The organism is bacterium (assembly GCA_039961635.1).
In the GTDB taxonomy this organism is placed as follows: domain Bacteria; phylum 4484-113; class 4484-113; order JAGGVC01; family JAGGVC01; genus JABRWB01.
In genome coordinates, this window is record JABRWB010000047.1 from 1 (window position 1) to 19,139 (window position 19,139).

The following is a 19,139-nucleotide window of genomic DNA, read 5'->3' on the forward strand; positions in this document are numbered from 1 at the left end:
GCGAACCGCGGCGTAAACGCCGCGCTCCTTGACTCCGCGCGATCCGCTGTATCAAGGCGAGCACCTTTTATCCGCGCGAATCCGCGCAAATCCGCGGCCTAAAGGCCGCGCTTCCCGGTTTTAGCTCTCAACGCTCAACTCCCTCGATTTCCGGCGCGTCGCGCGCGAACGCGCAGGTTGCGCGCAGGTTCCGCGGGGCCGGAACGCGCCCCGCGTCGCCGCGGCAGCGCGCCGCGTCGAAAGCCGCCGAAGCCGGAACGCGTTTGTGAAGATTGTGATTGGAACTGCGTTTCGCATTCCTCGACGGCATGTGTTCCCGGCCGCATCTGCCTCATCCTTTCAACTTCCTCCCCGCTCACAATTTCATTACATCACTACCTCACTATCCCACTTCCTCACTGTCTCACAATCTTGCTATCTCACTCCGCTTTCCCGCCTTTCCGCTTCCTCCGCGCCCGCTCTTATAAACTCCATGCACTCCCTCGCCTGTGCTTCGTCCTCCGATTTGACGATGACCTTCACCCGGTATTCCCCGCCGATGCGCGGATAGCTGCCGATTTGCGCGGCCGGGAATTTTCGCTCGGCCTCGCGCATCACGTCCGCGAATCTCGATTCGCCGATATGCACGAGCAATTCAAGCTTCGTGAACGGCCGCGCGCCCAGGCTCGGCGCTACCTCGTCGAACATGTCCCGGAAAATCTGGGGCACGCCCGCGAAAGCGTACACGTTGCCGATTTTGAATCCTGGGGCGCCCGTCCGCACGTTCGCGACAAGCTCCGCGCCCTCCGGCAGATGCGCCATCCGGCGAACGTTGTCGTTTATGCGCTCGCCGTAAAATTCTTCCAGCGCGCGCATCGCTTCCGGGTGCGGCCGGATTCCGACGCCGAAAATATCGGCGAGCGCTTCGCGGGTGATGTCGTCGTGGGTCGGGCCGATCCCGCCGCTGGTGAAGATCACATCGAACTTCGGGATAAGAGGTTTCACGTACTCCCGGAAAGCGTCGAGCGTGTCCGGAATCGTGACGATGAGCGAAAGCCCGTGGCCGAGCGCGGAGAGGCGCTGGGCGAGGTAATGGCCGTTCGTGTCCTGCGTGTCGCCGGAGAGGACTTCGTTTCCGACTACGACGAGCGCGATGCGGAGCCGACGGGATTCGTTTTGCGGCATAAAAGGTGAGTTTAGCACTTGATAGGGAGTGCGGGAGCTTGCTCCCGCCGGCACCGGCCCGGCACCGGCAAGCCGGCGCAGTCCCATAATCGCAATGCTAGAATTCTCCCGTGCCGGACTTGCATAATTCCGAGCCGCTTTTCAGGCTGACGGGCCTGTCGTCCTGCGCGGGTTGAGCCGGCAAGCTGGGTCAGGCTGACCTTGCGGCGATACTGCGCGGGATTGCGATGCCCACGCTGCCGGGCGTGGTCGTGGACGCGCGCACGTTCGACGATGCGGGCGTGTACAAGCTCTCGGACGAGCTGGCGCTGATATTCACGACCGACTTTTTCACGCCGGTGGTGGACGACCCCTCGGACTACGGGCGGATCGCGGCGGCGAACGCGCTCTCGGACGCGTACGCGATGGGCGGCAAGCCTTTAATCGCGCTGAACCTCCTCGGCATCCCCAAAGGCAAAGTGCCGCCGGATGTGGTCGCGGCGATCGTCGCGGGCGCGGTGGAAAAATGCGCGGAAGCGGGCGTCGCGGTTCTCGGCGGACACAGCATCAGAAACCCGGAGCCGATATTCGGGCTTGCGGTCGTCGGGACGGTGCATCCGGATCGCATATTGCGCAACGACGCGGCGCGGCCGGGGCTGGACGTCGTACTCACAAAGCCGATCGGCACGGGGATTATCACGACGTGCGCGATGCGCGACATCGCGCGCGCGGAGGAGGTCGCGGAAGCGGTGAAATGGATGTCGCGGCTCAACTCGCACGCGTCGAAGTGCGCGCTTGATGCGGGTGCGGAGTGCGCGACCGACATAACCGGGTACGGGTTGCTCGGCCACCTCGCGGAGATCGCGCGGGCGAGCGGCGTGACGATTGAAGTGGACGCGGCGAGCGTGCCTTTAATCGAAGGGACGCGGCGGCTTCTAGCGGAGCGCGCGATTCCGGGCGGGACCGTCGGGAACTACCAGGCGCTGATGGATGGCGAATTGCGAGCCGGAGACGCCGCGGGCGAATCGAAGCCGGGAGCCGGCAAACCGGACGTTTCGTTCCCGGAAGACATGCCAGAAACCGAGCGGCTTTTGCTGTGCGACGCGCAGACCTCCGGCGGGCTGGCGATCTGCGTCGAGCCGGATAAAACGGAAGCGCTTCTGGCCGCACTCCGCGAGGGGGGGGACGCGCACGCGGCGAAGATTGGGATGACAACGGATAAATCCACATTTTCCATTAAGATAACTTTGTAGGATTAAAGGAAACCGGCTTCGGCCCGCATACGCCCTACAGGGCGCTCCCTTATTATCGTTTTGAAAACGGAACTTTCCCCGCTCTGATATTATCCACTTCCCGATGGCGGATGCCGCGCTTTGCGTAAACGGACTCACCAAAAGCTACGGCGACGTCCGCGCGCTCGCCGGCCTGTCGTTTTCCGTCGCGCCGGGCGAAGTGTACGGGCTGCTCGGCCCAAACGGCGCGGGCAAGTCCACCGCGATTTCGATTATCGCGACGCTTCTGCAGCCGGATTCGGGCGAGGTGTCGGTGCTCGGCCGCGACGTGCGCGCAAATCCCGCGGCGGCGAAAACGCTCCTCGGCGTGATCCCGCAGGACGTCGCGATTTACAGGGAACTCACCGGCCGCGAGAACCTTGCGTTTTTCGGAACGCTGTACGGGCTTTCGGGCGCGAAACTCAAATCCCGCGTCGACGAGGTGCTTTCGCTCGTCGGACTCGCGGACGTCGCGGGACGGCGCGCCGCGACCTACAGCGGCGGAATGAAGCGAAGGCTCAACATCGGCGCGAGCCTCATCCACGAGCCGCCGCTTGTACTTTTGGACGAGCCGACGGTGGGAGTGGATCCGCAGTCGCGCAACCACATTTTCGAGCTTGTCCTTGAGTTGAAATCGCGCGGGACGAGCTTCCTTTACACGACGCATTACATGGAAGAGGCCGAGCGGCTGTGCGGCCGCGTCGGAATAATCGACGGCGGCAGGATAATCGCGGAAGGGACGATCGCGGAGCTGATCGCGCTGGGGCCGGAGGACGACAGGCTGGAAATCGAGCTGCGCGGAGACGGCGCATCCGCCGAGAGCCTCTCCCTCTCCCTAAATGAATATTCCCCGTCGTTCGAGAACCATTTGCTCACGATGCGCGTCCGCGGCGCGTCCGGAAAGCTGCCCTCGATAATCGAGACGATTTCGCGCTTCGGCGCGGAAATCGCCAGCGTGAGGGTGATCGAGCCGAACCTCGAAGGCGTTTTCCTCCATCTCACGGGCAAGAAGCTGCGGGAGGGCGAATGAAAAAAATCGGCGCAATAACCCTGACCGCGCTGCGGCTTTATTTCCGCCAGCCGACCGCGCTTTTGATGAGCTTGGCGGTGCCCGTCGTCGTGATGACGGTTTTCGGGATCGTTTTCGGCGGGATGGCCGGAACCGAGGACATGGACAAGCCGCACGCCGCGATCGCGGACGAGGACAAGTCCGACGCGTCCAAGCGCGTAGTGGATTTTCTTTCCAAGCTCGGCTCGATAGAGATTTCTCTGACGGAGAAAAAGAAAAACGACGACGGAACGGCAATCGAAACCGCGTGGACGCGCGCGTCCGCGGAGGACGCGATCCGCGCTGGCAGGCTAGCCACGGCGATTGTGATTCCGGCCGGATTCGGAAAATCTGTTTCCGGGATGATGAGCGCGGAAAGCCTGGCCAACGAGGACGCGAGGCCCACACTCGAAGTGCTGGCGGATACCGCGAGTCCGGTGACGTCCGAAATCGTGTCGGGAATCCTCTACCAGGCGGGGTTCATGGCGCTCGGGCCGGACGTCGCGGGCGAGGGGATGGGCATTATCGGCAATCAACTCGGCATCCCCGACGAATATGTTAAGCAGATTCAAAATTGGATGGGCGAAAACCGCGAATTCATGACCGGCGGGGCCGGTTCCGGCGTGGGCGGCGCGGGCGGCGAGTCGCTGATCCGCGTCGAAAAAGTGGACGTGCTCGGCGAAAAGAAAGCCAATCCCGTTTTCAGCCACCAGGTGGCGGGCGTCCTCACGATGTGGATGCTCTTCACCGTCGCGGCCAGCGGCGCGTCGCTTTTGCGCGAGCGCGAAAGCGGGACGCTGCGTCGCATCCTCATCGCGCCGGTCACGCCGGCCGCGTTCATCTTCGGCAAATACGTTGCATTCTTTCTCGTCGCGTCGCTCCAGACCTGGGTGATGTTCATCGCCGGCTGGCTTATCTTCAAGGTCGAGATATTCGAGCACTTCTGGGCGCTCCTCGTTTTCGGCGCGCTGTGCGGGCTTGCGGCGACCGGGTTCGGGATACTCCTCGCCGCGCTGTGCAAGACGCAGGAGCAGGTCGGCGCGGTTTCCTCGATGATCATCCTAACGATGAGCGCGCTTGGGGGGAGCATGCTGCCGCGCGAGTTCATGCCCGGATGGATGAAGGAAATCGGCTACTTCACGTTCAACGGATGGGCGATGGACGGGTTCACGAAGATTTTCTGGCGGGACATGGCGCTGTCCGGCATCGCTCTCGAATGCATCGTTATGGCCGGAATCGCGATCGCGCTGACGGGCATCGCCGCGATGCTGTTTTCAAAGCGGTTCGCGCAGTGAATCCTGAATTTGTCTTTAATTCATTAAGATAAGACCAATGATGTTAAGTAGGTTCAATACACCTGCCGCTGCGCCACCCGGATTACCCTCCCCCGCGCAGCATCCGCTTGTAGCCGTTTATCCACCGCGCGACGCTCGGGCCGACGTTGCGGATCGAATGCGGCTCGCCCGCGGGGATGTTGATTTCCTCGCCCGGCCTCGCGGTGAACTTGCGCCCGGCAAGCTCCACCTCCACTTCGCCCTCGACGACCATCATCACCTCGTCGGTCGAATGCGCGTAGTCCTTCCACTCGCGGCCCGGCAGGTCGGTGAACCGCCCGAACGTGTAGCCGCGCGCCGTCCAGTCCCGTTCGACGCGCTCCAAGTCGATCCTAGGCTCGGCCATCCCCTCGTTCATCTGGTTTCTCCTCGATGCACTCTGGTACATCGTTCCTCGGCGAATTTACAGCGCTCGATACTTTATACCCGCGCATTTCATCCGCCGGGTATGGCAGAAGCATTTTTTGCAACTTTTCCGTGTCTGTGACGTTCGTATCGAGCCATAGCGCGTACCGCTCCGGCGGAATGATTACCGGCATTCTGTGGTGGTACGGCCGAAGCACCTCGTTCGCCTCGGTCGTGATAATCGTGAAGCTGAAAAGCACGTCGCCTTCCGGCCGCTTCCAGGTTTCGTACAGCCCCGCCATCGCGAACGGCCGCCCGTCCTTCATCGTGAACCGGATCGGCGCCTTTCGCCCGTAGCTCGTCTGCGTCCACTCGTAAAATCCATCCGCCGGAATCAGGCACCGACGGGACTTGAGCGCGTTTTTGAAGGACGGCTTTTCCGCGACGGTCTCCGCGCGCGCGTTTATCATCTTGTCGCCGATCTTCTCGTCCTTCGCCCAGGCGGGGACAAGCCCCCATCGCATCATGACAAGCCTGCGCTCCGGGCCGACCAGCACCGTCATCTCGTCGCCGGGCAGTGCCGGTTTCTGCGAGTCCGCGGGCGCGATCACGACCGCCGCGTCCTGGCTGGGCGCGATGTTGTACCGCGGGCGAACGTTGTCCGCGCCCGCCGCGCGCATTTCGTCCGCGGCGAACCCGAAGTGCTCCGCCAGGAGCTTCAGGTCGGTCACCAGCGTGTATCTACCGCACATAGATTCACCTTCCTTTGGGATTGCGGGAGCTTGCTCCCGCCGAGGCGCAGGCAATCCGGCGCACTCCCGAATCACCGCGACGCCATAAGTATCGCCGCGCCCGCGACGACGAGCGCCGCGGGCAGCCACCGCGCGCGCACCGGTTCCTTGAACCAGATACCGCCCAGCGCGATCGCGATGAACACGCTCATCTGCGTCACCGGCTCGACGACGCTCGGCGGGAAAAAGTCCAGCGCGACGAGCATCAACACGTACGCGTACATCCCTGCGAACGCGCCGATCGCCGCGATCCAGAAGCGCTCCCGCGCGAGCCGCGCGATCAGCCCCGCGCGCCCGCGGAACGCGAGAATCGCGATTCCCGCAATGACGCATGGCGCGTTGTCCACGAACGCGTACAGCACCGGCGGCGCGACGTCCGCCGCGCTTTTGTCTATTATCCGTCCAAGCGCCAGCCCGAACGCGTAAATCAGCATTCCGACCGCGCCGGGCCGCCGCAGTACGTTCAGCGGATTGAGGATTTCGAGGACGCGCCTGCCCGGCTCGATCTGGAGCAAAATCACGCCAAGCGCGACCGCGGCCACTCCAGCGGCGGGAAGCAGTCCGAACTTCGCGTTCCCCGCGAGCAGGTCCATCGCATACAGAAACACGAACATCGACGCGTACAGCGGCGAAAGGTAACTCACTTCGCCGATGCTCATCCCCCACACGTAGGTGTTGAACGCGACCGCGTAAATCGCGCCCGACGCGAGCGCGGGGAGTATCCACGCGCCGATGTCCGCCGCGTAGCCCGGCGGCGTGGCCCATTGCCAGGCTACCAGAGGCAAAAGCAGAAGTTCGCCAAGGCCGAAGTAGACCGTTGTCGCCGCGATCGAGTCGCGGCCCTTACCGAGCGCCTTGATGGACGGCCGCTCGACGCCGAGGCCGACGGTGCGGCCCAGAAGCGCCAGCGCGCCGGTGAGGGGAATAGACACGGGGGGGATTATAAACGGCGATTTGCGCGCCATTAATGCCGGTTTCACGGCCTTGGCTGAAGGAGCTCTACTTTTTCCAAAATCCCGGGGCGAACGCGACGAGCATCGGGAACACTTCGAGACGGCCGACGAGCATGCACCACGTTAGAAATATCTTTTCAATCGGCGAAAAGAACGAATAATTCACCATCGGCCCCACCTGGCCCAGTCCCGGCCCGATGTTTCCTAGGCAGGCTATCACGCTCGAATAACTCGTCACGAGGTCGTGCCCGAACGCGGCGATGAAAAGCGTGCCGAGCGAGAAAATCGCGATGAAAACGATCGCGAATCCGACCGTTTGCTCCTCGACGTCGCGATCCACCGCGAGCTTGCCGAGCTTGATGTGCATGACCGACTGAGGGCGGAACGAGTGAACGATGCTTCGCCAGGCCCATTTCGCAAGGATTATTACCCTTACTATTTTCATTCCGCCTCCGGTGCTGCCCGCGCAGCCGCCGAAGAACATGAGAAGTATCAAAATCGCGCGGGCGACCGAAGGCCACATGTTGAAATCCGCCGTCGCGTAGCCCGTAGTGGTCATAATGCTGGATGTCTGGAACGCGCTGTCAAGAAACGCCTTGAACCCGTTGGAGTGTGTACCCGACAGGAGAAGCGTGCAGTAAATAGCGAACAATGCGGCAAGGAATATTCCAAGATATGCTTTAAACTCGGAATCTTTGAAAAACAGCCATTTTTTCTTGAGCGCCTGATAATAAAGGCTGAAGTTGGCTCCCGCCAGAAACATAAAAATCGTCACGATTATGGTTACGGAAACCCCGGCTGCTGCTGAAACCGAATTGTAATAGCCGATGCTCGCATTTTTCGTCGAAAATCCGCCGGTCGCCATCGTGCCGAAAGTGTGGCACAGTGCATCGAAAAGCGGCATTCCCGTGAGCAACAGCAAAAGGACTTCGGCGATTGACAGCCCCAAATAGATTTTCCACAGAATACCCGCGGTGTCCCTGATCTTCGGGCGCAGACCTTCAGCCGCCGGACCCGGCGCCTCGACGTGGTAAAGGTGCTTGCCGCCGACGCCAAGCGTCGGCAGCACCGCGATGAACAAAACTACTATTCCCATGCCGCCAAGCCAGTGCGTGAACGAGCGCCAGAACAGCAATCCCTTCGGAACCGTTTCGACATCGGTAAGAATGCTCGCGCCTGTGGTCGTGAATCCGCTTATCGTCTCGAAGACCGCATCCACATAATGCATTTGCCCGGAAATGACAAATGGAAGCGCGCCCAAAAGCCCGGCAAGAACCCATCCCGCACCGACGATGAAAAGGGCTTCCTTTCTGAATATCTCCTCCTTCCTGAGTCCGCCGATGAAAAAAAGCATCGCACCCGCGGACGCCGCCGCCGCTATGCTCCACACGAACGCGATCACGATGCGCGTTTCACCGTAAATCGCCGCACAGACCAGCGGGAACAATTCGGCCACGGCCAGCGCAAAGAGAAGCTGCCCCATTATCCGGCTGGTAATGTAAAGATTCATGCTTCCTGTGGAGCTGCCAGCCCTGAGTTTGCGCCGTTCACCGCGAGCGCGCCGAACAATTTTTCAATTGACTTAATGTTTTCGGCCAGCGTGAAAAGAATTACGCTGTCCCCGCCTTCGATTGTGTCGTCGCCGCGTGGAATCACGACCTCGTGCTCTTTGACGATCGCGCCCACGATCGATCCCCTCGGCAGCGCCAGCGACTTAAGCGGCTTGCCGACTCCCCGCGAATTCGCGACCGCCGTGAACTCGATGATCTCCGCCTCGCCTTCACCGATGAGTGAAATCGAGTTGATGTTGCCGAAACGGACGAATTTCAAAATCTTGTTGACCGCCAGAAGCCGCGGCGACAGCACGACGTCAAGCTGCAGCCTGTGCGTGATTTGCAGGTATTCGCGCTTGTTTACGACGGCGACGACTTCCTTCGCCCCCCCCTCCTTGGCAAGCAGCGCGCTCATTACGGAAACTTCGTCGGCTTCGGTCGCCGCGACGAATATATCGGTCAGCTCGATGTGCTCCTCCTTGAGGAAGGGCATGCTGCGGCAATCGCCCTCCACAACTTGGACGTGGGCGTGAGCCTCGGAAATCTCGAACGCGCGCCGCCTGTCGGACGCAATCAGCTTGACCTCGATCGGAAGGTTGGCCAGGCTTGCCGCGATTTCCTCCGCAATGTGGCTGTCGCCCGCGATCATCACGCGCTTTGTTACAAGCTCGCACTCGCCGACGAGCTTGCGGATTGCGGCAAGCGTCTCCCTCGTTGTTATGGCGATGATGTGGTCGCCGCCCGCCACCTGGTCGTTGCCGCTCGGGATGATTATCTCCGCGCCTCGGATAATTGCCGCTATCAAAATCCCCGCAGGCAGCTTGACGTCCTTTAGCGGCTTCTTCGTGATCGGGCTGCCCGGCTTGACCGCGACCCGCCGCAGGTGAACCTGGCCGTACGCGTAGTCCTCCACACCCGCCGAGCCGGCTTCCTTAACCAGCTTCTTTATCTCCTGCGCGGTCAGCCGGTCGGGATTGACGACGAGGTCAATTCCCAAAAGGTTGCGGTAAAACCGCTGGCGGCCGACCAAGTCCTCCTGGCGGCGGATTCGCGCCACGGTTCGCTTTGCCCCCAGCCGCTTGGCGATGAGCGCCGAGAGCATGTTCACCTCGTCGCGGTCGGTCATCGCGAGGAAAAGCTCGCATCCGGCCACTTCGGCCTTTTCGAGCACGACCGCGGACGCGGCGTTGCCCGCGAGCGCGTTCACGTCCAGCTCGTTTTGGACGCGTTCGATGCCCCGCTCGTCGGAGTCCACCACCGTCACGTTGTGGTTCTCGGCGGCGAGTTGCTTAGCAAGGTGAAAGCCAACTTCGCCCGCGCCGGCAATTATGATATCCATGGCGAAACCGGAAAGTACCCCGAAACGAGGCAGAATAGTTTATCAGAGCGGAGTAACGTGTTTTTCGCTAAAGCCATTTTTTCCTCTTGAAAAATGCGACCATTAGTACCGACACCAGCAAAATCGCTCCCCAGAAAAACAGGTAACCGTATTTCAAACCTAGCTCCGGCATGTTGTACGGTGAAGCCTCGGTGTCGAAGTTCATTCCGTAAATCCCGGCAATGAAAGTAATCGGAATGAATATCGTCGCGATCATGGTGAGCACTTTCATTATCTCGTTCATCCGATTCGACACGCTCGACAAATACATGTCTATAAGTCCGGACGACACTTCGCGGTAGCTTTCTACCAGATCAATGATTCCGACGGCATGGTCGTAGCAGTCGCGCATGTGCAGCCGCGTTTCCTCGCCGAAAATGTCCGTCGGATCGCGCAACAGAACGTTCACGACCTCCCTGAGCGGCCATACCGCGCGCCTTATCGTGACCAGGCTGCGCTTGACATGGTTGATGTCCGCTATCGTCGTCGTATCCGGCTTGTGAAGCGTTTCGTCCTCGAGTTCCTCCAACTCCTCGCCGATGTGCTCGAGTACCGGAAAGTAGCCGTCAATCACCGCGTCTACGAGCGAGTACGCAAGGTAATCCGCCTTAAGGCCGCGCAGCTTGCCGCGCCCGTGCCGCAGCATTTCACGGATCGGATCGAAGCAGTCGCCGATTTCCTCCTGAAATGTCACTACGAAACTTTCTCCCACGAACACGGATAGTTGTTCTGTCTCGACCTCGTGGTGTTCGGGATGCAGCTTTATCATTCGCGCGACGACGAAAAGATGGTCGCCGTAGTCCTCCGCCTTGCTTCGCTGGTGGGTATGGACAACGTCTTCAAGCGCAAGGCCGTGAAGCCCGAAAATTCGGGCGACAGCTACCAGCTTGTCGTGATCCGCCAGCCCGGCGATGTCAACCCAGATCACCGGAAATTCCGCTCGTAACTCCTCGATGCGCGAGGCGTCCTCTATCTTTTCTTCGATGAACGCGTCCGGGCTGTAGGCGATGACAGAAATCGTTGTCGGGCGCGCCTCCGGATCAACGGATAGTGTGCCGGGCGCGGTGCCCGGCGCGTGCCTGCGCTCGATTTCAAATTTGTGAAGCTTCGGACGTCTGAATTTCAACCCCATTCGCTTTCCCCTTGAAGCAAGAAAGCGCTATTTTAGCGGATGGAACTTAGCCGCTGTGTCCACCCGAATCCCGATCGTTCGTTATCAGCCGCGCGCTGCGGTTGAAAGTCAGGTAGCTCCACGCCCACTGGAACATCACAAGCATTTTGTTGTCGAAAAGAACGAGATGGATGAGATGGATGAACAGCCAGGCTAGCCACGCAAAGAATCCGTTGAACCGGATGAAGTGGAAATCGGCGACCGCCTGGCGGCGGCCGATGGTGGCCATCCGGCCGTAATCCATGTAGCGATATGGCGGGGTCGCTCGACCGGCAAGCCGGTTCAGGATGTGCCTGGCGGCATAGTCGCCCTGCTGCATCGCGACCTGCGCGACCGCGGGAAGCTCGCGCCCTTTTCCGTCACGGGAGTGCGCCAGGTCGCCTATTACGAATATTTCGGGGAAGCCGGGAATCCACAAGTCCTCGTGGACGACGATGCGCCCCGCCTTGTCCATCTCCACCCCCGTCTGGCGCGCGATCTCCGCGCCCAGCGGCGAGCCTTTTATCCCCGCGCCCCAAAGGATGGTTCGCGCGGGGATTTTGGTCTCCGCATCGCCGGATTTGATTACGACATGCTCTTCCGTTATTTCGATCGCCCGCGAATTCGTTCTAACTTCTACGCCCAGGCGAACGAGTGCGCGCTCCGCGAGCCGCGAGAGTTTTTCGGGAAACGCGGAAAGCAATCGCGGCGACGCTTCGACGAGGATTATCTTCGCGTCCGCGGGATTGATCCGCCGGAAGTCGCGCCGAAGCGTATGGTGCGCGATTTCGGCCAGCGCGCCGGCAAGCTCCACGCCGGTCGGCCCGCCGCCGATTATCACGAACGTAAGGTACGCGCGCATCTTTGCCGCGTCCGTCCCCTTTTCCGCCATTTCGAAGGCGGACAGTATGCGGCTGCGCATCCGCGTAGCGTCCTCGATGGTCTTAAGTCCGGGAGCGATGCGCTCCCACTCGGGATGGCCGAAGTAGTTGTTTTCGAGACCCGTAGCGAGAATCAGCGAGTCATACTCCAGCTCGCCGTCCGACAATACGACGCGGCGGTTTTTCACATCTATTCCGGTCGCCTCGCCCAGAATCACGCTGATGTTTTCGGCTCGCTTGAGCACCGCGCGAATCGGCGCCGCGATGTTCGCCGGCGAAAGCCCGCCCGTCGCCACCTGGTAAAGCAGCGGCTGGAAAAGGTGGAAGTTGCGCCTGTCCACGAGCGTGACGCGCACGCCGCGGGCGCCGGCGAGCCTGCGGGCCGCATGAAGCCCGCCGAACCCGCCGCCGACGATGACGACGTGGTGGTCGTTTTGATTGGCCTTTCCGGACATCCGCAGCTAAGTATCGCACGGTGGAACAGATATCGGAAAGGCGCCCGATTGGGAAGCTGTTCACAACGAAAGCAAAATCAGCTATTTAATCCCGACCTTGACCCCCCACACGCTCGCGTGCCGCGGCGTGCCGTCCGTTTCCTCGGGAAGGAAGTCGTATTCCCCCCCCGCAAATCCGTCCCACGCGTAAACCGAGATCGCCGCGGGCTTGCCGGGGATTCCCGCGTCGGCCGCAAGCTCGCCGAGATCGGGATACAGCGGATCGCCCGCCGAGCCGTCGTAAATCGCGTCCGGGTTGTTGCCGGGATATCCCGGAAGCGTCATCGCGTTCACGCCGGGAGCGATTCCTGCGGCGTAATGGTGGCGGAATTCGTACGTGTCTATACCGGAATCGCCCGAAGCGATCGTCTGCGGCGAGCCGTCGCGCCAGTCGATCCGGATTTGCCAGTCGGCCTGATCGCCGTACTGCGGGCCGTGAATCACGAGCGAAAGATAGACCCAACCGTCGTCGGGCGGAACCATAGTCAGATCGTGATAAACCGTGCCGGCCCCGTCGTTGTACTGGTCGAATCCCGATTCGCCGTCGGAACCGTCGCCACCCTCGAACGTCCCGTCGGGCGCGAATGCGTGCGCGGTCACCGACGCGATTTCGAACTCGCCGTCGTAGCCGTCCCAATTGCCGAGATCACTGAATAGCCACGGGCACATGAAGTTGATGATGTTCTCGAGAAAATCAATTCTGGTTCCAACATACGGACCTGTGCTTTCAATCGTGAAAAACTCCACGCCTATCCACGCCGCCCATCCGCCATCATTATCGTCGCCGTTATTGTCATGTGCAAGTCCGGATATCGCGCCCGATGGATGGGGCGCATCCAGTATGCGAAACGTCAACGGCGCCAAAACCAGTTCTTTGTAATTATTGGCAGTTCCCCAATGCCAGTAGTTAGGGCCGTACCATCCCGGGCCTTTGGAATACCTGATTTGTGAAATCAGATTTGGCTGATTTATCGGATAATTGACTGTAAGAGCCGAAAAATCAGCGCTACCGTTTGCCCAGCCGTTCCATTCCGAGCCAGCCTCGATTCCAAGCAGCGCTTCGAAATCGTCATTTCCCGCTCCGATGCGGCCGATCCCGTCGCAATAGTACGGATTGGCAAGAAAAGTGATCCAGTTACCGCCGTTTTCGCAATATTGCTTTATCACCTGAACATCGCGATCCGTAAAGTCCATTTCCTGACCCGTACCCTCGCCCGGGGTTGCGCTGTTGGCCCAGAAAGTCATTGACCATGGTTCCAACCATGGTTCCAAATCTGAAAGTTCCGGATCGGCCTGAATCAATTCAAAATCGACTCCAAGTGCAAGCAGCGCATCCTGGAATGCAAGATAGTCGTCGTTGTTTTCGTCCTCGTTTACGATGCACGCGCTACCCCTTGGCTCTCCATGTCCAACGCTTGGATATATGACTGAAACAGAAGGCAAATCGAATACTGCATAGTCCTGGCTCCTGGCGGGAGCCGAAAGGGGAGGCGTCGCATCATCGTTGTTGATCACTAAACACCTTGGGGAATACCTTGCGACTTCCGAAAAGCTGTGCTGAACTCGTTGCCCAATCGCGACTGTGCCGTCTCTGAAATTCCACAGGAAGTCGCTATACTCGCCGTCGCCTCCCCCCCATGCAAAGGCGTAGAATGTTACTGGTTCGCTTTGTTCAACATCGAAAGAATATAACGGGACATAATCATCCGCAATCGCCATCACCCCCACCGGTCCCGCCAGTCCGTATTCTATCGGCCCGGTCGTGTATCGAACGTAACTGCCGTCTTTATCCGCGACCGTCGTGCCGTTGTATACATACGGATAGACCTGGTCGTTCAGCGATGAATCCAGGTAATCCTTCCAGTAGATGAATCCGTGGAAGAAGTGCTGGCCGAACAGCCGGTACACACCGCGCTCGTCCACGAGCGGCCTGCCGCCGTTGTAATCCTGCAACTGCCAAAGCGGAAATCCCAGCCATCCGGTATACGGCGGCAGCGGATTGTCCATGCCGTCCACCGCGGGCTGCAAATCACTGTACGCCTTCGCGATCGCGCCGAAGACGGGGATGGAAATCATCGCCTTTACCGCTGGATTGCCCTGCGATCCCAGAAGCAGCTCAGCTTTCGCGCGATCAATCCAATCCTCCTGGATCGTGTCGAACTCGGTGGTGTCCAGCCGGATTATGTACGCTTCGTCGTAGTCCACCCCCGCCGCGCCGTTGCTTATCAAACCTTCGAAATGCTGGATGAATCCGGTCGTGTCGTCGTAGGTATAGCTGTTGTCTATCGGCATCTCGTTTGATTTCGCAGCGGTGAACAGGTCGTACCAGGCCCAGGCATTTACCGGTGAGCCGTTTTCCTCCAACCCCGTTTCGAGATTCCACAGGGATACGTTGTGCCCCTCGATCTTGTATGCCTCGTCCGTATCGGGGTCGGCCGCCGGCACCTTGTACGAAAGCTCTATTAACTCGGATGAAGACTGGCCGAAAAGCTGGAATATCGCGTACCGGTTGTCGCCGTTCGCCCGCCACTGCGGATTCGTCCGCTTCGCCGAGCCGACCGCGGCCAGATTCCAAACCATGGGCGGATGAACGCCGTCGAATCTTTCGATCAGGTTGTCTATCCCGTCCTCGTCCGGATCGCCGTTGTAGCCGATGTCGAACCGTAGCGCGGCCTCGGCCGGATCGAGCTGCCCCTTGGCGGGATCGCCCGGATCCTGGCCGTCCTTGTACGAGGCGGTGCGCGCGTCCGCGTTCCGCGGCAGAAACTGAAGCGTTTTTGCGCGCTCGATGGCTTCCGCGATGTCGAATTCGGGCGGCGGCGGGACGTCCCACTCCGCCGGCGGCGGCGCGGGCGCGTTCCAGATCGGGTCGTCGAACAGCCTCTGCAGCCTAGGCGGAAGCCCGCTCACATCGGTGATGCCTTCCGGCGGGACGGAAATTCCCGCGGTGCTGCCTCCCGGCGCACCGGTTGAGAGCGCGCCCGGTTGCGACAAGCCTGCCGGAGCCGCCGGAATGTGCTTGGAAGTGGCCTTGCAGCCGGGAAGGGCAGCAACCAGAATCGCCGCGCAAAGCGCAGCGGTGAATGTGAAATAACCAATATAAGTCCGCATTTCGCCCCTCCGCGAAATGGATTTGCCGGAGAGATTATACCTCGGTGTTAGGGAATTCTCCCGGAAATCTCGAATTCCAGGATTTTTTCCGCGTCCGGGCAAAGGAATTTGAACCGAGCCGCGGCAAGGCGGGACGACACGACCGGCGGCTCGCCCGCGATTATGAACTCCGCAAGCTCGCCCGCTATCGCTTTGAGCACAAACGCGGGCACATGGCAGAACGCGGGGCGGCGAATAACGCGGGACATCGCGCGCGTGAACTGCGCGTTGGTCAGCGGCGCGGGGCACACGCCGTTGATCGCGCCTTCCATGAAATCGTTTTCGATTGCGAACGCGAATATCGAAACCAAATCGGTCAGCGATATCAGATTCATCACTTGTTTTCCCGACGCGAAGTTTCCGCCCAGGCCGAGCCGGAACGGAAGAAGCATCTGGCGAAGCGTGCCGCCGCGCGGGGAGATTACGAATCCGATCCGAACGTTCACGACGCGGATTCCCGCGGCGCGCGCGGGTTCGGCCGCGGCCTCCCAGTCGCGGCAAAGCTCCGCGAGATATCCGAATCCCGCGGGCGCGGACTCGTCCAGCGGCTCGCCCAGGAATTGGTGGGACGTGAGCGGATTGCCGGGGCCGTAGTATCCCGTCGCCGACGCGCAGACGAGCACTTTCGGTTTGTCCGCCAGCCCGGCAAGCGTTTTGGCGACGAGTAGTGTTCCGTCGATCCTGCTCCGGCGGAATTCTTCCTTTGATTTCGGCGTCCATTTTCCCGATGCGAGGCTTTTGCCCGCGAGATGGACTACCGCGTCGATGCCTTCGAGCTTCGCGGCTTCGATTTCGCCGGTTTCGTGATTCCAGTATATTTGAGAGGCGTCGTCCGCCGCGGGCCGGACGCGCGTAAGCCGCGAAATATCCCACCCGCGCCCGCGGAACCGATCGCAAAGCGCCGAGCCGATGAAACCGCCCGCACCGGAAATGGCGACTTTCATTTTTTTCCAACAGCGCCGTCCGCGCCGCTGGATTCACAATACCAAAGATTGCGAAATAAGTAGCGCTCTCTTCGGCGGAGGCCATTCGGTACGTCCGGTGCTAAACTTTTCACGATGTCCAAGCGCAAATCGGAAATGCCGGACTTAAGCGGCGAGGGCGCGGGCGGGGAGCGCGCGCCCGGCCTCGATCCGTCCGCGCGCGACGTCCTGGCCGCGATTTTGGACACCGCGGGCGCGCTTATCGCGGTTCTCGACGCTCAAGGAAGAATTCTCATCTGGAACCGGACTTGCGAGGAGCTGACTGGCGTTCCCGCAAAGGAGGCAGTCGGGCGAAGGCTGTGGGAAGTCGCCAATCCGCCGGCCGAGGCGGATTCGGTCAGGGAGTTTTATTTCGAGCTTATCGCGCGCGGCTTTCCCGAAACCCATGAGCGCCACTGGACCGCAAAGAACGGCGAGCGGCGCTTGATCAAGTGGAGCAACACCGCGCTTAGGAACGCGGACGGAGGAATCGAGTTCGTCGTCGCCACCGGATTCGACATAACCGAGTCGCGCAAAGCGAAGCTCGAGCTGGAAGTGCGCGGCCACCAGCTCGGCGAGCGCGTGAAAGAGCTGGCCTGCCTGTACGGAATTTCGCGCCTGGGCGAGCGACAGCCGCTGGATTTGGACGAATTTTTGCAGTCCGTCGCGGAGCTTATTCCGCCGGCGTGGCAGTATCCGGATTTATGCTCGGCGACGATTTCGATCGGCGGCAAAACGTTCGCGAGCGGCTCGGCCGCCGAAAGAAAATTCGAAATGCGCCGCCAGATCGTCTTGAACGGCGACGGCGCGGGCGAAATCGTGGTCGGCTACTCGGAAAACCCCGGGGGGGGAGAGCCGTTCCTTCCGGAAGAGCACCACCTTTTGGACAGCATTTGCGCCGCGGTCGGCCGCGTCGTGCTGAACCACCGCGCGAGCCAGAGAATAGTCGAATACCAGGAGCGGCTGCGGTCGCTTGCAAGTGAACTCGCGCTGACCGGCGAACGCGAACGGCGGCGGATCGCGCAGCAGCTTCACAACGAAATCGGCCACACGATGGCGGGGATCAAATTCAAACTCTCGGAGCTTGCCAAAGAGAAACGCGACGCCCGAATCGCGGATTTGATCAAGCTCGTGGAGGGCACGATAGACGCGGCGCGCAACATCACGTTCGAGCTTTGCCCGCCCGTGCTGCACGAACTTGGGCTGGGCGCGGCGCTTGAATGGCTGACGCACCAGCTTGAAAGCAACTACGGCATCCCATGCTATTTCAGCGACGACCGCAGCGCCAAGCCCTTGGGCGAAGATGTGCGCGTTGAGATTTTTCAAGCCGTTCGAGAATTCCTTGTCAACATCGGCAAGCATTCGAAGGCGTCCAGGGCGTCGGTTAACGTGAGCGCGGAGAGCGGCACGCTTCATATCTGCGTCGCCGATGACGGAGTGGGATTCGACGCGCGCGCGGGCCTTGCCGCGAAGGACGGAAGGGGATGGGGTCTGTTCGGAGCGAGGGAAAGGCTGTCGCACCTCGGAGCGGATGTGAAAATAGAATCGTCTCCAGGAAAAGGAACGAAAATAACAATCGCCGCTCCGTTGGGACAGGACATCGCGGTTGGAACCGCGAACGCGGCGTCCGCGATACCTGCGAACGGCGCGGAAACGGCGGCCGCCCGCGAGCCGATCAAAATCATGATAGTGGACGACCAGCAACTGACGCGCGCCGGATTCAAGTCCCTTTTGGAAAAGGAGAGCGATTTCCGCGTCGTCGCCGAGGCGTCGGACGGAAAGGAAGCCATCGAAAGGGCACGCGAGCTGAAGCCGGACGTCGTCGTGATGGACGTTGCAATGCCGGGAATGAGCGGGATAGAGGCGACGCGCCGGATACTTGCGGACGAGCCTCAAATACGCGTAATCGGGCTTTCGATGCACGCGGACGGGCAGTACGTCGTCGAGATGCTGCGCGCCGGCGCGACCGGCTACCTGCTTAAGGACTGCGCGCAGGACGACCTCTCGCAGGCTATCCGCGTCGTGCACGCCAACCTTACGTTCTTAAGCCCCGGTCTCACCGACCGCGTGGCGATGAAGTACGTTTCCGGGGGGGGAGAGGAGCGCGGCGAGGGGGAGGCGCCGCGCAGGGAAAGCAAGCTTTCGTCGTTGACGAAGCGGGAAAGGGAAGTTCTTCGCCTGCTGGCGGAGGGACTCAACACGAAACAGGTTGCGGCGCGGCTGAAAATAAGCGCCAAGACGGTCGAGACGCACCGGACGCACGTAATGGAAAAACTGGGCGAGCGCTCGGTGGCCGGGCTGACAAGACTGGCGATCTCGGAGGGGCTGGTCACCGCGGATTGATCCAGCCTGTTAAATGCCGGTAATTGCGTACCTGTATTCCGATATAATTACGAGATTCCCGAAAAAACTTCCCCGCGTGTGACCTCCCCCGCGCCTGATTATGCCTCGCGCGTGATTTTACCCGCGGATCGGGGTATAATGCACGCGAACGGCTTCGGACGGCCGCGGACTATCCGCCGGAGGCGGAGCTATGACAAGAAGAATAAGGGACGCAAGGACAAGATCCGCAGAGCGGAGGGACTTCCGCGCCCCTGTTTCGATAGCAAAACTCAATACTCTTGGAGGCAGCGCAGATGGTTAAGCGGCTGACAAATCTGGTCATGGGGGGGGGCTGGGATTGCCA

Annotated in this window: 14 protein-coding genes; 4 read left to right on the forward strand and 10 right to left on the reverse strand. The window is 60.7% G+C overall.

Going from position 1 to position 19,139, the window contains the following annotated elements; translation table 11 throughout:
- Nucleotides 1-414: 414 nt before the first annotated feature.
- Nucleotides 415-1,164, reverse strand: coding sequence for a competence/damage-inducible protein A (locus tag HRF49_07455; GenBank protein ID MEP0814484.1), 750 nt, complete (start codon nucleotides 1,162-1,164; stop codon nucleotides 415-417).
- Between the two features lie 227 nt (nucleotides 1,165-1,391).
- Between HRF49_07455 and selD the strand changes: the two genes are divergently transcribed.
- The 3 genes from selD (at nucleotide 1,392) to HRF49_07470 (ending at nucleotide 4,757) form a co-directional block, all read left to right on the forward strand.
- Nucleotides 1,392-2,396, forward strand: coding sequence for a selenide, water dikinase SelD (selD, locus tag HRF49_07460; protein ID MEP0814485.1), 1,005 nt, complete (start codon nucleotides 1,392-1,394; stop codon nucleotides 2,394-2,396).
- A 103-nt stretch (nucleotides 2,397-2,499) separates the two neighbouring features.
- Nucleotides 2,500-3,444 carry an ABC transporter ATP-binding protein gene (locus tag HRF49_07465; GenBank protein MEP0814486.1) on the forward strand — a complete coding sequence of 315 codons (945 nt, stop codon included), beginning with the start codon at nucleotides 2,500-2,502 and terminating at the stop codon, nucleotides 3,442-3,444.
- The gene (locus tag HRF49_07470; protein ID MEP0814487.1) at nucleotides 3,441-4,757 is read left to right on the forward strand and encodes an ABC transporter permease; all 1,317 of its coding nucleotides are present in this window, start codon (nucleotides 3,441-3,443) and stop codon (nucleotides 4,755-4,757) included. The genes HRF49_07465 and HRF49_07470 overlap by 4 nt, the downstream gene beginning before the upstream one ends.
- Nucleotides 4,758-4,839: 82 nt before the next feature.
- Here the strand turns inward: HRF49_07470 and HRF49_07475 are convergent, their stop codons facing one another.
- From HRF49_07475 to HRF49_07515, 9 genes are all read right to left on the reverse strand, one after another.
- On the reverse strand, nucleotides 4,840-5,142 hold the full coding sequence (locus HRF49_07475; protein ID MEP0814488.1) for a cupin domain-containing protein: 303 nt from the start codon (nucleotides 5,140-5,142) through the stop codon (nucleotides 4,840-4,842).
- Nucleotides 5,129-5,893 carry an SOS response-associated peptidase gene (locus tag HRF49_07480; protein ID MEP0814489.1) on the reverse strand — a complete coding sequence of 255 codons (765 nt, stop codon included), beginning with the start codon at nucleotides 5,891-5,893 and terminating at the stop codon, nucleotides 5,129-5,131. Before HRF49_07480 ends, HRF49_07475 begins: the two co-directional genes overlap by 14 nt.
- 71 nt (nucleotides 5,894-5,964) lie before the next feature.
- Nucleotides 5,965-6,897 carry an EamA family transporter gene (locus tag HRF49_07485; protein MEP0814490.1) on the reverse strand — a complete coding sequence of 311 codons (933 nt, stop codon included), beginning with the start codon at nucleotides 6,895-6,897 and terminating at the stop codon, nucleotides 5,965-5,967.
- A 34-nt stretch (nucleotides 6,898-6,931) separates the two neighbouring features.
- Nucleotides 6,932-8,395, reverse strand: coding sequence for a TrkH family potassium uptake protein (locus tag HRF49_07490; protein MEP0814491.1), 1,464 nt, complete (start codon nucleotides 8,393-8,395; stop codon nucleotides 6,932-6,934).
- The gene (gene trkA, locus HRF49_07495) at nucleotides 8,392-9,777 is read right to left on the reverse strand and encodes a Trk system potassium transporter TrkA (GenBank protein MEP0814492.1); all 1,386 of its coding nucleotides are present in this window, start codon (nucleotides 9,775-9,777) and stop codon (nucleotides 8,392-8,394) included. Before trkA ends, HRF49_07490 begins: the two co-directional genes overlap by 4 nt.
- Nucleotides 9,778-9,844: 67 nt before the next feature.
- Nucleotides 9,845-10,948, reverse strand: coding sequence for a magnesium/cobalt transporter CorA (gene corA, locus HRF49_07500; protein ID MEP0814493.1), 1,104 nt, complete (start codon nucleotides 10,946-10,948; stop codon nucleotides 9,845-9,847).
- Between the two features lie 46 nt (nucleotides 10,949-10,994).
- Nucleotides 10,995-12,302, reverse strand: coding sequence for an NAD(P)/FAD-dependent oxidoreductase (locus HRF49_07505; GenBank protein ID MEP0814494.1), 1,308 nt, complete (start codon nucleotides 12,300-12,302; stop codon nucleotides 10,995-10,997).
- 81 nt (nucleotides 12,303-12,383) lie between these two features.
- The gene (locus HRF49_07510) at nucleotides 12,384-15,452 is read right to left on the reverse strand and encodes a hypothetical protein (GenBank protein ID MEP0814495.1); all 3,069 of its coding nucleotides are present in this window, start codon (nucleotides 15,450-15,452) and stop codon (nucleotides 12,384-12,386) included.
- Between the two features lie 47 nt (nucleotides 15,453-15,499).
- Nucleotides 15,500-16,435, reverse strand: a complete 936-nt coding sequence (locus tag HRF49_07515) for a TIGR01777 family protein (GenBank protein ID MEP0814496.1) — start codon at nucleotides 16,433-16,435, stop codon at nucleotides 15,500-15,502.
- Between the two features lie 114 nt (nucleotides 16,436-16,549).
- On the opposite strand from HRF49_07515, the gene HRF49_07520 reads away from it, so the two are divergent.
- On the forward strand, nucleotides 16,550-18,796 hold the full coding sequence (locus HRF49_07520) for a response regulator (GenBank protein MEP0814497.1): 2,247 nt from the start codon (nucleotides 16,550-16,552) through the stop codon (nucleotides 18,794-18,796).
- Nucleotides 18,797-19,139 lie beyond the last annotated feature (343 nt).